The 13874-nt window shown below is 65.9% G+C and carries 15 protein-coding genes; 6 read left to right on the top strand and 9 right to left on the bottom strand.

The features are described from left to right. Nucleotides 1–11: 11 nt before the first annotated feature. The 4 genes from AC5YGJ_RS14650 to bioB are packed head-to-tail and all read right to left on the bottom strand — an operon-like array spanning nucleotide 12 to nucleotide 3954. A complete protein-coding gene (locus AC5YGJ_RS14650) occupies nucleotides 12–791 on the bottom strand; it encodes an SDR family oxidoreductase (RefSeq protein WP_496186949.1) in 780 nt (259 codons plus the stop codon). Between the two features lie 29 nt (nucleotides 792–820). After that, the gene (gene bioH, locus AC5YGJ_RS14655; RefSeq protein WP_249842552.1) at nucleotides 821–1600 is read right to left on the bottom strand and encodes a pimeloyl-ACP methyl ester esterase BioH; all 780 of its coding nucleotides are present in this window, start codon (nucleotides 1598–1600) and stop codon (nucleotides 821–823) included. A gap of 18 nt (nucleotides 1601–1618) precedes the next feature. Then, on the bottom strand, nucleotides 1619–2842 hold the full coding sequence (gene bioF, locus AC5YGJ_RS14660) for an 8-amino-7-oxononanoate synthase (RefSeq protein WP_496186950.1): 1224 nt from the start codon (nucleotides 2840–2842) through the stop codon (nucleotides 1619–1621). A 26-nt stretch (nucleotides 2843–2868) separates the two neighbouring features. Then, on the bottom strand, nucleotides 2869–3954 hold the full coding sequence (gene bioB, locus AC5YGJ_RS14665; protein ID WP_496186951.1) for a biotin synthase BioB: 1086 nt from the start codon (nucleotides 3952–3954) through the stop codon (nucleotides 2869–2871). 236 nt (nucleotides 3955–4190) lie between these two features. Between bioB and AC5YGJ_RS14670 the strand changes: the two genes are divergently transcribed. From AC5YGJ_RS14670 to AC5YGJ_RS14695, 6 genes are all read left to right on the top strand, one after another. Beyond that, on the top strand, nucleotides 4191–5057 hold the full coding sequence (locus AC5YGJ_RS14670; protein WP_496186952.1) for a hypothetical protein: 867 nt from the start codon (nucleotides 4191–4193) through the stop codon (nucleotides 5055–5057). 105 nt (nucleotides 5058–5162) lie between these two features. Beyond that, nucleotides 5163–6506, top strand: a complete 1344-nt coding sequence (locus AC5YGJ_RS14675) for a chloride channel protein (protein ID WP_496186953.1) — start codon at nucleotides 5163–5165, stop codon at nucleotides 6504–6506. A gap of 224 nt (nucleotides 6507–6730) precedes the next feature. Further along, nucleotides 6731–7900, top strand: coding sequence for an L-dopachrome tautomerase-related protein (locus AC5YGJ_RS14680; RefSeq protein ID WP_496186954.1), 1170 nt, complete (start codon nucleotides 6731–6733; stop codon nucleotides 7898–7900). Between the two features lie 87 nt (nucleotides 7901–7987). Further along, nucleotides 7988–8677 carry a ComF family protein gene (locus AC5YGJ_RS14685; RefSeq protein ID WP_496186955.1) on the top strand — a complete coding sequence of 230 codons (690 nt, stop codon included), beginning with the start codon at nucleotides 7988–7990 and terminating at the stop codon, nucleotides 8675–8677. A 58-nt stretch (nucleotides 8678–8735) separates the two neighbouring features. Beyond that, nucleotides 8736–9287 (top strand): HdeD family acid-resistance protein, encoded by a 552-nt coding sequence (locus tag AC5YGJ_RS14690; RefSeq protein ID WP_496186956.1) that lies wholly within the window; start codon nucleotides 8736–8738, stop codon nucleotides 9285–9287. Further along, nucleotides 9284–9766: a SecDF P1 head subdomain-containing protein gene (locus AC5YGJ_RS14695; RefSeq protein ID WP_496186957.1), complete on the top strand. Its 483-nt coding sequence runs from the start codon at nucleotides 9284–9286 to the stop codon at nucleotides 9764–9766. Before AC5YGJ_RS14690 ends, AC5YGJ_RS14695 begins: the two co-directional genes overlap by 4 nt. Nucleotides 9767–10055: 289 nt before the next feature. Here AC5YGJ_RS14695 and AC5YGJ_RS14700 read toward each other — a convergent pair whose 3' ends face one another. From AC5YGJ_RS14700 to AC5YGJ_RS14720, 5 genes are all read right to left on the bottom strand, one after another. Next, nucleotides 10056–10916 (bottom strand): hypothetical protein, encoded by an 861-nt coding sequence (locus AC5YGJ_RS14700; RefSeq protein WP_496186958.1) that lies wholly within the window; start codon nucleotides 10914–10916, stop codon nucleotides 10056–10058. A 50-nt stretch (nucleotides 10917–10966) separates the two neighbouring features. Then, the gene (locus AC5YGJ_RS14705; RefSeq protein ID WP_496186959.1) at nucleotides 10967–11800 is read right to left on the bottom strand and encodes a hypothetical protein; all 834 of its coding nucleotides are present in this window, start codon (nucleotides 11798–11800) and stop codon (nucleotides 10967–10969) included. After that, nucleotides 11797–13140: a hypothetical protein gene (locus AC5YGJ_RS14710; protein WP_496186960.1), complete on the bottom strand. Its 1344-nt coding sequence runs from the start codon at nucleotides 13138–13140 to the stop codon at nucleotides 11797–11799. The genes AC5YGJ_RS14705 and AC5YGJ_RS14710 overlap by 4 nt, the downstream gene beginning before the upstream one ends. A gap of 25 nt (nucleotides 13141–13165) precedes the next feature. Beyond that, complete coding sequence (locus AC5YGJ_RS14715) at nucleotides 13166–13525, bottom strand: hypothetical protein (protein ID WP_496186961.1); 360 nt, start codon at nucleotides 13523–13525, stop codon at nucleotides 13166–13168. 36 nt (nucleotides 13526–13561) lie between these two features. Further along, nucleotides 13562–13874, bottom strand: a 313-nt coding sequence (locus tag AC5YGJ_RS14720; protein ID WP_496186962.1) for a hypothetical protein, incomplete at its 5' end; no start/stop codon positions are given.

Raw genomic sequence — 13874 nt, forward strand, 5'->3', positions numbered from 1 at the left:
GCGAAAGTCTCTCAGAACGTACCAGGGTAGGCGCCGCCGTCGATCAGCAGGTTCTGCCCGGTGAGGTAGCCGGCCTGCGCGCTGCACAGGAAGGCGCAGGCGGCGCCGAATTCGTCCGGCGTGCCGAAGCGGCCGGCGGGAATCTGCTGGCGGCGGCGCTCGGCCACTTCACCCGCGTCGCCGCCCTTGCCCGCGCTGTGGGCGAAGTTGGCGCGCAGGCGGTCGGTGTCGAACTGGCCGGGCAACAGGTTGTTGATGGTGACGTTGTGGACCACGGTGCGCCGCGACAGGCCGGCGACGAAGCCGGTCAGGCCGCTGCGCGCGCCGTTGGACAGCGCCAGGATATCGATCGGGGCCTTCACCGCCGAGGAGGTGATGTTGACGATGCGGCCGAAGCCGCGCTCGATCATCGCGTCCACGGTGGCACGGATCAGGGCGATCGGCGCCAGCATGTTGGCGTCCAGCGCAGCGATCCAGTCGTCGCGCTCGAAGGTGCGGAAGTCACCCGGCGGCGGGCCACCGGCGTTGTTGACCAGGATGTCCACCTGCGGGCACGCAGCCAGTGCGGTGGCGCGCCCGGCTTCAGTGGTGACGTCGGCGGCGACCGCGCGCACCTCGCCCGCACCGGGCAGCGCACGCAGTCCAGCGGCCGCTGCCTGCAGCGCGGCGTCGCCCCGGGCGACGATCACCACGTTCACGCCCTCGCGCACCAGTGCACGCGCGCAGCCCAGGCCGAGCCCCTTGCTGGCGCCGCAGACCAGTGCCCAGCGGCCAGTGATACCCAGATCCATGCGTCAGTCCTGCCGAATTCGGAAGGCGCTCATTGTCCGCCATCGGCCGGTGACAGGCCGGCAACGAAGTGTTGCAGGGCGGCGGCCACCTCGTCGGCATGGCCGAGGAAGGGCGCGTGGCCGCCGTGGGCGATGGTCCGCGCCTGCGCGCCCGGGGTAAGCGCCGCAGCGGCCTGCATCGCCGCCGGCGACACCAGGCGGTCACGCTGGCCGGCGATCCACAGGCTGGGCTTGCCCAGCGAGGGCAGCGCGCCGCGCAGATCGGTGCCTTCCAGCAGGCGCAGGCCTTCCAGCAAGGCGCGTTCGGTCGGCGCGCCGCGTTCGACCAGGCGCTGGCGCAGGGTGCGCAGCTCCTCGCGGGCATGCGCCGAGCCCATCACATCCAGCGCCAGGAAGCGTTCCAGGGTGCCGCCGAAGTCAGTGGCCAGCTCGCGCCCGAACTGCTCGAACACCGCCGGTTCCACCGCATGCGGCCAGTCCTCGCCGCGCACGAATCGCGGCGTGGCGGCGATCATCGCCAGCCCGCGCACCTTGGGCAGCGTCGCCGCGGCGTGCAGCGCGAACAGGCCACCCAGCGACCAGCCGCACCACACCGCCGGCGGCGTGGCCGCAGCAATGGCGTTGACCACGAACGGCAAGCGCAGCGGCGTGGTGTCTTCGCGGCTGTGGCCGTGACCGGGCAGGTCGACACGATGCAGGGTGAACTGATCCGCCAGGCGCTCCACCAGCGGCGCGAACACGCCGCCCTGCAGGGCCCAGCCGTGGATCAGTACCAGGTCCGGCCCCTGGCCGGTCACTTCGATATGCATGGGGGAACGACAGCAGACTCAGGCAAAGGCGGGCAGTGGTGGCGGCGCGGCTTCGCGCACGGACAGGGCCACGCGGTCGCGCGCGCTGGCGATGGCTTCGACCAGGCCGCGCACCTGCTCCGGCGTGTGCAGCGCGGACAGGGTGACGCGCAGCCGTGCCTTGCCTTCCGGCACGGTCGGCGGCCGGATCGCACCGACCAGCCAGCCGGCCTGTTCCAGTGCGCGGGACATCGTCACGGCGGTGTGGTCATCGCCGCACAGCAGCGGCTGGATCGGCGTTTCCGACGCCATCAGATCCAGCCCGTGGCGGCGCGCTTCACCGCGGAACAGGGCGATCAGGTCGGCCAGCTTGGAACGCCGCCAGTTGTCCCGGCGCGCCAGGCGCACCGCTTCCAGTGCAGCGGCGGCCATCGCCGGTGGCAAGGCGGTGGTGTAGACGTAGGGGCGAGCGGTCTCGGCCAGATGTTCGATCAGGTCGTCGCGGCCCAGCACCAGCGCGCCGGAACCGCCCAGCGCCTTGCCCAGCGTCACCAGCTGCAGCGGAACGTCGTCCACGCCCAGCCCGGCGGCGGCCACCGCGCCACGGCCGTCGCCGACCACGCCCACACCGTGCGCATCGTCCACATAGAACAACGCCTGCTGCAGGCGTGCCACCAGCGACAGCGCACGCAACGGCGCGATGTCACCGTCCATGCTGAAAACACCGTCGGTGGCCAGCATCGCCGCGCCCTCCGGCGCATGCTTGAGCTGGCGCATCGCCCCTTCCGCATCCAGGTGCGGATAGCGGCGCAGGCGTGCACCGGCCAGCCGCGTCGCATCGAGCAGGCTGGCGTGGTTGAGCTTGTCCTGCACGCACACGTCGTTCTCTTCGCTCAGCAGCGCCTGCTGCACCGCCAGGTTGGCGGCGAAGCCACTGCCGAACAGCAACGCACGCGGGTAGCCCAGCCACTCGGCCACTTCGCGCTCCAGCGCGTCGTGCATCGCGTGGTGGCCGCAGACCAGGTGCGAGGCACCGGCACCGGCGCCTTCGCGCGCGGCGGCATCCTGCAGTGCGTTGACCACGCTGAACTGCTGGGCCAGGCCCAGATAGTCGTTGCTGCAGAAGCCGGTCAGCCACTGGCCGTCCACTTCCAGGCGGACGCCATCACGGCGGCTGACCGTGCGCCGCGTGCGGCGTCGGCCTTGGGCATCGCGCAGGGCGCGTTGGGCGTGGAGGCGGGCGGTCAGGTCCGGGCGGGCCATGGCGGCTGAATGCGGCGACGGGGCGGCTAGGGTAGCGCGTTGCTGCCGCGCCTGCCTGTGCCGCGTCTCAGGCCGCGTGAGCGCAGCCGCCAGCCGGGCGCATCGGCACTGATATCGGCATGCACGGTGCCGCCGTGGTCATGCCCTTCGGCATCGACCTGCACCGCCATCGGCTGCAGCCCAAGCCGGGCGAACAGGGCCAGGTCGCGCTCGCTTTCCGGGTTGCCGGTGGTCAGCAGCCTGTCGCCGTAGAAGATCGAATTGGCCCCGGCCAGGAAGCACAGCGCCTGCAGCTCGTCGCTCATGGCCTCGCGACCGGCCGACAACCGCACCATCGCGCGCGGCATGGCGATGCGCGCAACGGCGATCATGCGCACGAACTCGAATGGATCCAGCTCGGCACTGCCATGCAGCGGCGTGCCTGCCACCTGCACCAGCTTGTTGATCGGCGCCGAATCCGGATGTGCCGGCAGCGTGGCCAGCGCCAGCAGCAGCCCAACGCGCTGCGCGCGCGTTTCGCCCATGCCGACGATGCCGCCGCAGCAGGTCTTCAGGCCGGCATCGCGCACGTGTTCCAGCGTATCCAGGCGGTCCTGGTACTGGCGCGTGTGGATGATCGAATCGTAGTAGTCCGGCGCCGTATCCAGATTGTGGTTGTAGTAGTCCAGCCCGGCGTCCTTCAGGGCGCGCGCCTGTTCGCCGCTGAGCATGCCCAGCGTGGCGCAGGTTTCCAGGCCCAGCGCCTTCACCCCGGCGATCATTGCCGCCACCTTCGGGATGTCGCGGTCCTTGGGCGAACGCCATGCGGCGCCCATGCAGAAGCGCGAGGCGCCGGCGGCCTTGGCCTGGCGCGCCTTGGCCAGCACTGCGTCGGTCTCCATCAGCTTCTGCGCGTTCACCCCGGTGCTGTAGCGCTGCGCCTGCGGGCAGTACGCGCAGTCTTCCGGGCAGCCGCCGGTTTTCACCGACAGCAGCGTGGAGACCTGCACCTGGGCCGGGTCGAAGTGCTCGCGGTGGACCGCTGCGGCGCGGAACAGCAGCTCGGGGAACGGCAGCTCGAACAGCGACTGCAGTTCGTCGTGTTGCCAGTCGTGGCGGATGGCAGCAGCCATGGCGGGACCTTGAGTACGAGTGGAGCGAGGGCGGCAGTGTGGGTGGCGGAGGGTTTGCTGTCAACCGAGACGTTATTTTTATGGTTTACAGCGATAAGGCCATTTCCGGCCCATCGCGGCGGGCGCTACCATCGGCCGGAGCCACCATTGGACAGCAGGGAATGCAGACGTTGCCGGTGCCAGGCAGGCGCAGTTGGGCCCAGGTGATCACCGTGCTGTTGTGTACGGGGTGGGCCGTGCAGGCCCACGCGGAAGGCCGCGCGCGCGGCGCCATTACCTACGCCTCCCCGCAGCAGGCGCTGGCCGCACTGCGTGCGCAGCCCTCGATCAGCGAGCGCCAGGAGAACGACTGGATCGTGCTGCACGATCCGGCCGGGCCGGTGTTCTGGTCCGTCACCACGCCGGCCAATGGCTGGCATCCCTCGATTGTCCGGCGCGAGCTGGTGGCCGAAGACGGTCAGGTGGCCATGCAGATGTCGGTGAAGTGCGGCGTCTCCACGCCAGACTGTGATGCGCTGGCGCAGAGCTTCCAGGCGAGCAACGAGCGTCTGCGGCAGCGCGCCGTCGTGCAGGCGCAGGCCGCACAGCCGCTGGCAGCGGAGGATGCGTCGGACGAGCCCACGGTCGCGGAAATCGGCGAGAACGCCCGTATCCGCGAGGCGATCTTCAGTGGCGAGGCAGGCGGCCCGAAGCTCGCCGACTATCCGGTGGCGAAGGTCTACAGGGGGCCAGCCGCTGCGCTGGACATGAGTACGCGTGAAGCGCGCATGTTCAAGACACGGATGTCGGCGGCACTGAAGGACGGCAAGGTCGAGTTCGCGGGCGAGTACACCGTCGCCGGCTGGGGCTGCGGCACCAGTTGCTTCTCGCAGACCTTCATCAGCCTGCGCACCGGCAAGCCGCTGCCGCAGAGCCTGGGCGGGGAACTCGGCCCGAACATCGTCAGGATCGATCCGCACAGCGCGCTGGTGGTGGCCGAAGGCAGCGAGTACGACAGCAACTACGACAGGACCGGTCACTACGCCTACTTCTATGTGCTGGAAGGGCATACGTTGAAACTGCTGCGGAAAGTGGCGGTGCCGGAGGCGCTGGGCGAGGACTGATTGTCCGTCGCGCTGCGGTGGGTGCTGCATTTCACCGCATCCTGCAAGGCCTTCAGCCACAGTAGCCGCTGTCCGCGTGCTCCGGCCGCGTCCAGACTGCCCAGCATGACCGATCTCCATCGCCTTCGCGGCCGCATCACCGCGCTGGTCCTCAGCGAGGCCTGGCGCCGACGTGCCGCGTTGTGGGGCGGCGCCGTAGCCGTGGCACTGGTGGCGATCCTGTTCGCCAAGGCCAGCGACGCCGCCTTCCATCTGTTCCAGCGCATCACCGCGCACTCCCCGTGGTGGGCCCTGCTGCTCACGCCGGGCATCTTCGCGCTGCTGGCCTGGTTGACCGCAGGTGTGCTGAAACCAACCCGCGGCAGTGGCATTCCGCAGGTCATCGCCGCGCTGGACAAGCCGGATGAGTCATTCCGCAGCACCAATCTCTCGCCTGCGGTCTCGGCCGGCAAGCTGCTGCTGACCTCGCTGTCGCTGCTGGGCGGCGCATCCGTCGGCCGCGAAGGCCCGACCGTGCACGTGGGCGCCAGCCTGATGTATCTGTTCGGCCGCTGGTTCGGCTTCAAGGATCCGCGTGAGCTCTCGCACTTCCTGCTGGCCGGTGGCGCAGCCGGCATCGCTGCCGCGTTCAATACGCCGTTGGCTGGCATCGTGTTTGCCATCGAAGAACTCAGTGGCCGCTTCGAGCATCGCTTCTCCGGCACCTTGCTGACCGCGGTGATCGTCGGTGGCGTGGTGTCGTTGGGCCTGCTCGGCAGCTACACGTACTTCGGCCATGTGAGCGCGCGCCTGCCGCTGGGCCAGGGCTGGCTGGCGATCCTGCTGTGTGGTGTGGTGGCGGGCCTGCTGGGCGGTCTGTTCGCACGTGCAGTGCTGGCCAGTGCGGCGGGCCGCCCGCGCTGGCTGGGCCAGCTGCGGCAGCGCCATCCGGTACTGCTGGCCGCTGGCTGCGGCCTGGTGGTGGTGCTGCTGGCGCTGGTGTTCGGCGAAGGGGCGTTCGGCACCGGCTACGAGCAGGCGCGCAGCCTGGTGCAGGGCCAGGCGCTGGTTGGCCACGAGTTCGGGCTGATGAAGCTGCTGGCCAATCTGGCCTCCTATGTCGCCGGTATTCCCGGTGGCCTGTTCTCGCCGGCGCTGGCGGTCGGCGCGGGACTGGGCCACAACCTCGCCGTGTTGATGCCCGGCGTGGACCCGCGCGCGTTCGTGCTGCTGGGCATGTGTGCGTACCTCACCGGCGTCACCCAGGCACCGCTGACCTCGGCGGTGATCTCGCTGGAACTGACCGACAGCGGCGATCTGCTGCTGCCGATCCTGGCCACGGTGCTGATTGCGCGCGGCGTATCCGGTCTGGTGTGCCGGGTGCCGATCTATCGCGGGTTGGCGGAGTTGCTGATGGTGCCGGCGGTCGTTGACCCTGCCGCAGATGCGGGGCCCGCTGCCCGGTCGTGAAGCAGGAGATGCAGCGAGCCGTCGGCGAATCACGGCGGCGAAGCAGACCGCGGCCGCGCTGATAGACGACGATCATTGCTGCGATAAGTGCCATAAATCAGTTCGATATCTTCACTCCAGCGGTGAAGCTGATTCCCCATTCGACCGTCTACCCCATGACGGGCGCGGCGCAGAACATGCGTCCACGCCGGGGCTCCGCCCGGACCTGCATGGAGAGAGCGAACATGTTCAACTGCCGCATCCGCCGCCTGGCGGCCACCGTCCTGGCCCTGGTCAGTTCACCTGCGCTGGCATTGGCCGGCACGCCCCTGCTGCCCAGCGAGCGCAGCATCGGCACCCTCGAGCCTGTCGCGCGCTTCGAAGGCGCGATGCCGACCAGCGTAGCGGTGTCCGAAACCGGGCGCATCTTCGTGAACTTCCCGCGCTGGGGCGACGAGGTGCCCTACAGTGTGGCGGAGTGGCGTGATGGCCACGCGGTGCCGTATCCCGATGCGCGCATCAACCGCCACGACGGCGCCGATCCGGCGGCCCACTTCATCAGCGTGCAGAGTGTGGTGGCCGACGGCCGGGGCCACCTGTGGGTGCTGGATACCGCTGCGCCCGGTTTCTCCGCGCCGCAGGCCGGTGGTGCCAAGCTGGTGGCGATCGATCTGGCTACCAACACCGTGGCCAGGACCCTGGTGTTCCCGGCCAACGTCATCGATGCGCGTACCTACGTCAACGACGTGCGCTTCGACTTCCGTATCGGCCGCGAGGGCGTGGCCTACGTGACCGATTCGTCGCTGAGCGGCATCGGCGGCATCATCGTCATCGACCTCGCCACGGGGGCGGCATCCAAGCGTCTGATCGGTCATGTATCCACCTCGGCCGATCCCGCGTTCGTGCCGATCGTGGAAGGCCGGCAGATGCGGCTGCGCAAGGCCGACGGTTCCTCGGCACCGTTCACCGTTGCCGCCGATGGCATCGCGCTTTCGCCGGATGGAAGCACGCTGTTCTACACGCCACTGTCCAGCCGCCATCTGTACAGCGTGCCCACTGCACTGTTGCGCGACCCGAAGGTGAGCGAAGCGGCGCTGGCTGCTGCGGTCGTTGACCTGGGCGAGAAGGGCGCCTCCGATGGCATGGAGATGGACGCCAACGGCCGGTTGTATGCCAGCGATTACGAGCACAACGCCATCCATGCCCGTGACGCACAGGGGCACTGGACGACGGTGGTACGCGATCCGCGCATCCTGTGGCCGGACACGTTGTCGATGGGACCGGATGGCTATCTGTACTTCACCGCCAACCAGCTGCATCGGCAGCCGGGGTTCCATGGCGGCGTGGATCGACGGCAGAAGCCGTACATGGTCTACCGCACGCCGGTGGATGCGGCACCGGCGCCGACACGGTGAGGTGAGCGCAGGGCGGTGGCTATGCCCACAGGGCAACGAGCAGACCCCTGATGGCCCCGGGTCGGCAATGCGATCACGCTGCAACGCATGCCGGCCTTCAACAACCCAGCACATCCTCTGCAGGCGGTGCTGCGCATGCTACTGCCACTGCGCTGCCTGGTCTGTGGTGACCGGGGCCACGATGAGCTCGACCTCTGCCGCGCCTGCCTCGCCGATCTGCCCTGGTCCGGCCGTGCCTGTCTGCGCTGCGCACTGCCGCTGCCGGACACCGCGCTGATCGTCTGCGGCAGTTGCCGCGAGGAAGCACCACCGCAGGCCGCCACCCATGCCAGCCTGCTGTACCTGCCACCGGTCGATCAGTTGCTGGTGCGCTTCAAGTTCCACCAGGATCTGGCCGCCGGGCGCCTGCTGGTGCAGCTGATGCTGCGTGCTGCACCGCCGTGGTCGTGCCCGCCGCTGGCTCCGGTGCCGCTGCACAACCGGCGCCTGCGCCAGCGTGGCTACAACCAGGCCGCGGAACTGTGCCGGTTGTTGCCGATGCCGGTCTGGCACGGGCTTTGCCGGCGCCGGCATACCGCACCGCAGTCCGAGCGCAGCGCCGAACAGCGCCGGGAGAACCTGTTCGATGCCTTCGATGTGCGCGGACCGGTGCCTGCACGGTTGACCGTCGTGGACGATGTGATGACCACCGGCAGCACGGTCATGGAGATTGCCGAGACGCTGCGCTTGGCGGGCGCCGACGAGGTGCGCGTATGGGTCTGCGCGCGGGTGCCGTGATCGCCGCTTTCATGTGGAGCGGCTAGGATGAGGCCGATTCCGGATCGAAGGAGTGGCCATGAATTCCCCCTTGTCTCCCTTGTTGTCGGCGGTTGGGCGCAGCTGGTGGATCCTGCTGCTGTACGGCCTGGTTGCGTTGGGCTTCGGCATTGTTGCCGTCGGCTGGCCGCTGTCGGCGGCGATGGCGCTGGCGTGGACACTGGGCGTGGTGGCCATTGTCGAAGGCGTGATCAGCCTGTTCGCGCTGGTGAGCGGAGGCAGTGGCGCTCCGCGTGGCTGGCTGGCCCTGTACGCCATCGCCTCGCTGGGCTTCGGCATCCTGGCGGTGATCAATCCGCTGGCCACCGCCAGTGTGCTGGTGTTGTTCCTGGCCGCGTGGCTGCTGGTGGCCGGCATCTACCGCATCGTGTTCGCGATCCGCGTACGCAAGCAGATCCAGGGCGAGTGGCTGCTGATTCTCAGTGGGGCGCTGGCCGTGGTGCTGGGCCTGTTGTTCGCCGCCAACCCGTATGCGGGTGTGGCCGTGACCACGTTGTGGATCGGCATCGGCAGCCTGTTGTACGGGCTGCTGCAGGTGCTGGTGGCATTCAAGCTGCGGAAGCTGAGGTGAGGGCGCTGCTTCCGGTGTTGCTGGGCGCGGCGATGGCTCTGGCCGGCTGCACGCCAGCGGCCCCGCCCGGTACGCGGGTGGGGGCGGACCGCCCGCCACTTCCCGGGGTGGATGTGCGCCTGAGCGCGGTCGATGCGGCCGGCAAGGGCGTGCCCGTGCAGTGGCAGGACGAGACATTGACGCTGCGCGAGCCGCCGATTGCCAGCAGCGCGGACATCGCCGATGTGCGCTCTGTGCAGGATGACTACGGCCTGACGGCGCTGCAGATCCGCTATCGACCCGAGGCGCACCAGCGCCTCCACGATGGCACGGCGGCCATGGTCGGTCAGCGCATGGCGATCAGCGTGGATGGCCGGGTGCTGATGGTGGCCACGGTGCAGGGGCCGTTCTCTGAATCGATGAAATTGAGTGGGTTGGCCGGTAGTGATGCCAAGGCGCTGGAGAGGCACATCACCGGGTCTGCGCCGGTGGAGCGGTAGGAGCCGGTAGATGCGTGCAGAAGGCTACACATTCACCTTTTCGATTGAGGAGTGGATGCTCCGGCTCATCATGACGCTGGAAGCTCCATAGGAGATCGAGGCCGCCGGCCTTTAATCCTGGGTAGGTGTAGTCGCGTGGCCGGCCGACACTCATGGATGCGACCTTCTGCCGTGTACATGGTGGCGGGTGGTTCCGGGCAGTTGATGGGGCCGAGTGCACTGCCGGGTAGTCGATCAAAGTCCATCTGGACGCCCGCAAGCGCTGCAACAAGACAGAACGCGATCATGTTCATGAGCGGTCAGTCGATGGGAGTTCGCCCTTGTCGGCATCGCACTGCGCCAGACACGTTCCATCTCGGCCCATGATCGGTCGTACAGGCGAGTCATGGCGCTGCACGCTCCAGATCATGTTGAGGCCATCGATCGAAGACCCCGGGTAAGCGAGCCATTGCCCGTGCGAATCTGGAATCAACGCAGAAGTCGTGGGGAACGCCTGCGCGCAGTGTCCGTGGATGTAGGCGGCTGAAACATCCTGAGGAGCACTGGGATGCTGCCAGTCGTCGTATAGACGGCTGTAGAGCGTCGGGCACAGTGTGCCGCCCTCAATGACCATTGCGTACTGCGATGTAGCAGCAACACGCACGTCGACGTCGAAGTCCTTCTCCGCGCGCAACGCAGAAGTCGCTGGCACGCGATAGTAGACGCGCGATCGAGGCCACAGAAGTACGCCTGACAATCGAATCTCCATCATCTGTTCGCCGATGGCACTGACATCATTGGAATCAATCACAGTGCCAATTTGGTCAAACACGAAATAGCGATCCTCCTCTCGCGCGCCAGGTTGCTTGGAAACAACGATAGCCCTGAATGGCCAAGCTTGGATGGAGGCGTAGCTGAGCAGGTCCGGCTCAGAAAAGCCGTTCAAGCCGAGCAGATGTTGCCAATGTGACGCGTCATCAGGGAAAGGAAGGTGCCGGTATGCGTCATGACCAGGTCCCGCGCAGCGCAGCATCCTGCCGTCGGCGACGACATGGATCGTCGCCGGAGCTGGCGGGCACTCGAACGAGGGTGCCGCCATCTTCCCGGAATCATCCGTGGCGTGAATGGATGAAGCGAACAGCAACAGGGGGAGCGGTGAAAGGCGCTTCATTGGCTGCACCAGAGTGGAATGATCTGCATCGTGCGTTCATTGGCATCTGGTTAAAGCACATTGCCTGACGGCATGCAGAGCGCGATGCATTCGCCCTGCTTGTTGCGAACAGGGCGTTCTGGCTCATCGTGGCGCTGGAAGCTCCACTCAAATGGCTGTCGGTCGTCAGGAAGCCCCGGGTAGGTGTACAAGACCTGAGTTTCCTGATCAGGTTCAAGTGGAGAGGTTTGTTGTTTTCTCGCATCCTTGCAATGACCATTGATGTGGAACCCGCCGGTCGAGCGATGGCGATCATCATTCTTCCACTCGGAATATCCACTGTCATCCAGCGCGGGGCACAGCATCCTGCCATCGACCACTAAGGCATACTTCATCGTGCCGATTGACGTGTCTCCGGTTTCCCTGATCAGGTGATCGCCCCTTTCATCTGAATCCGGAAGGCGGTAGTAGACATTCGCAGTGGGCCAGATTCGAAGGTCGGAGATCCGGATCTCCATCATGCGCTGACCAATGGCGTCGGCTTCGCTGGATTCAGTGATTCGCCCATTGCGATCGAAGATGTAAAAGTACTCATTGCTGTTCAGAAGAAGCGTCTGCGTTGCATACAGCGAGCGGAAAGGCCAATCCTGTACGGGATGGTAGGACCCGGAGCCGTTGGGACGTTTGGCTGAAAGTCCGAAGCCGAGTCGCCAGTGTGCCTCGTCATCGGGCGGGGTTACGTCTACCGGAACAATCGTCCCATTGCGCGGTTGACAGATGTAGACGCGTCCCTCTGTGGAATTCAAGGTGACTGACGGGGCGGGGCAGAGCCTGCCCTCAATGGGTGCTGATACCGCAGCAATTACCTGCGATATCATCAGTACGGGTATGAGGAATTCCGTCATGGCTGTTTGTCGCCCAGACTGATGTGTATGTGATGAATGTGGGTGGCATCTGTTCTTATCGAAACCTTGTTTGGATTCTCAGCGTCATGGATCCCCAGCTTCGCGTAGCTCAGTTCCCATGGACCTCCCAGCCAGCCCAGTTCTCCATTTGCTTGACCCTGCGCCAGGTAGGAATGCAGTCTGCATGAGAGCTCTCGCATGCGTACCCGAGCTGGCGTTTCTGTCGCCGCCATCTGCAATGGATGCGAGTTGGGCGAGTTGGTTCGATGAAACTGGATCGTTACGTCATGCCGTTGCTCGTCGTTCGACACAATTGTGGACGTTGCTTCGGTAATATCCAGTGCAGAAGCATAGCGATGCAGAACGGAGCCGAAGTGCGGGCGCCACGCACCGGTAGATCGAATGTACGAGATGTCCAGGTCATGCATCATCCTCAAGAGGAACTCCATGGCTGCTGGATGTGTCCTGCGTAGGCTCTCATCTGCAGTCATGCGGTTTCCTGCATGGCCGTTATCTTCGCGGAAGGAGAGTCGCCCGCGTCCGCCGGTGGTTGACTGGTGGTTGAACTCAATCCGTTTGTCGCCATGCTCAAATATCCGGTCATGCAAGTGAGCGTCGTGTGCGCTGTTCATCGTCAATCGCTCGCCATAGATGATGCGTAGTTGTTCGCGATAGTCGCTGGCCTCGATGAGAGGGTGCTCACTGCCATAGGTGCGAGAGGCATCAGCCCACGCCTGGAAGGAGATAAGGTGCCGCCCAAGATCCAAGGGTTTGATCTTCTTACCATTGGCCTCTTGATGGTTCGTCAACTGTAGGACGGCGCCGTCCGCTGCGATGGAGTCAGCTGCCACGCCACGAGTGCGCAGCAGACCATTGGGGTGGGTGGTGCGGACAGACAGGCTCAGGTCGGCTGCTTCGACGACATCCAGCTCGACCAGTGGCTGCACGTCACGACCGCTACTTCGACCGTCGGCAAGTGCATGCTGCTGTATCGAAAAAGTGCTGCGCGGAAGAAACTGTTCTGTGGGCTCGTTGATGTAGATTCTGTACTTCCCCGCACCCTGGAGGAGCACATGTGCTTTTCCCTCCGAGGACGTCTTCCCTGAAGTGTTCCTTGGGCGCTCCAGGACACGCCAGTGGCTGGGGTCCTCCGGTCGAGCATGTACTACGACGTAGGGCAGCCCCTTGGTCAGCTGAGTAGTCTTCCCGTCATTCCCGCCTCTCATCATGAAGGTGATCTCGACATGGTGCATGACTGGAACGTGGTAGACGTTCATGGCCACGTTGTCGCGATCGCGGACCACGATGGCCGCGGCGGGTGGCTGGTTCCGATGCCGCATCAGTTCTTCCTCCGCTTTGCGGATGTCATGCGATTTCCACCTGGAAGGGGAAGGCGGTAGCGTTGGTCGTGATCACTACGTTGCTGCGCTGGTGAGCGTGATGGCAGAAGCTTCCGATGTGCTTCCAGGAGTCATCGTCGCGACGTATATCGATCTGCACATGGCCAGAGCCGGACAGCCGCCAGGTTCCTTCATGCTCCACCGGGCCGCCGTCGTGGTGGGAAGACAGCCTGACACCCCGGCCATCCGTTGAGGTGATGCCAACATAGGTATTCCCTCGACCGTCTCTCAGTCGGTATGTGACTCTGTCCAGCGGTTCGCCGAAACTGGTCGCAAAGTGAAGCTGCGTCGAGCCTGTTGAACAGGCATCAGAGGATGCGTGCACGGGTGGTTTCTCCTGGATATTTCCCGATATCAAGACTCAGCAGTCGCATGCGTCACCCTGTCCATCGATCAATGTTTCGATGGTCCAGCCTCCATTGCCGATGTAGGCCGTAAGCGCGTCGCCGGATTCAGTTCCCACCGTGATGCTGCGCCCACTGTCATCGGTAACGCCCTGGGCCAACACCTCGCCAGCAGCGGTGACAATCCTGTAGTACGTACCGGGCCGCGCCCGCTGCTGCGCATCCACCACCCGAAGCTTCCCGCGATACTTCAAGCGCGGCGCAAGCTGCCTCGGCAACGCGACGATGCCTGCGGGCTTGAACTCTCCAGCCATGAACGGATGCTCACCG

Source organism: Stenotrophomonas sp. CS3K5, assembly GCF_059515225.1.

Excerpts from the sequence above, each read along its gene's own strand:
- AC5YGJ_RS14650 (WP_496186949.1), bottom strand. The coding sequence starts at position 791 with ATGGATCTGGGTATCACTGGCCGCTGGGCACTGGTCTGCGGCGCCAGC.
- bioH (WP_249842552.1), bottom strand. The coding sequence starts at position 1,600 with ATGCATATCGAAGTGACCGGCCAGGGGCCGGACCTGGTACTGATCCAC.
- bioF (WP_496186950.1), bottom strand. The coding sequence starts at position 2,842 with ATGGCCCGCCCGGACCTGACCGCCCGCCTCCACGCCCAACGCGCCCTG.
- bioB (WP_496186951.1), bottom strand. The coding sequence starts at position 3,954 with ATGGCTGCTGCCATCCGCCACGACTGGCAACACGACGAACTGCAGTCG.
- AC5YGJ_RS14675 (WP_496186953.1), top strand. The coding sequence starts at position 5,163 with ATGACCGATCTCCATCGCCTTCGCGGCCGCATCACCGCGCTGGTCCTC.
- AC5YGJ_RS14680 (WP_496186954.1), top strand. The coding sequence starts at position 6,731 with ATGTTCAACTGCCGCATCCGCCGCCTGGCGGCCACCGTCCTGGCCCTG.
- AC5YGJ_RS14685 (WP_496186955.1), top strand. The coding sequence starts at position 7,988 with ATGCCGGCCTTCAACAACCCAGCACATCCTCTGCAGGCGGTGCTGCGC.
- AC5YGJ_RS14690 (WP_496186956.1), top strand. The coding sequence starts at position 8,736 with ATGAATTCCCCCTTGTCTCCCTTGTTGTCGGCGGTTGGGCGCAGCTGG.
- AC5YGJ_RS14700 (WP_496186958.1), bottom strand. The coding sequence starts at position 10,916 with ATGAAGCGCCTTTCACCGCTCCCCCTGTTGCTGTTCGCTTCATCCATT.
- AC5YGJ_RS14705 (WP_496186959.1), bottom strand. The coding sequence starts at position 11,800 with ATGACGGAATTCCTCATACCCGTACTGATGATATCGCAGGTAATTGCT.
- AC5YGJ_RS14710 (WP_496186960.1), bottom strand. The coding sequence starts at position 13,140 with ATGCGGCATCGGAACCAGCCACCCGCCGCGGCCATCGTGGTCCGCGAT.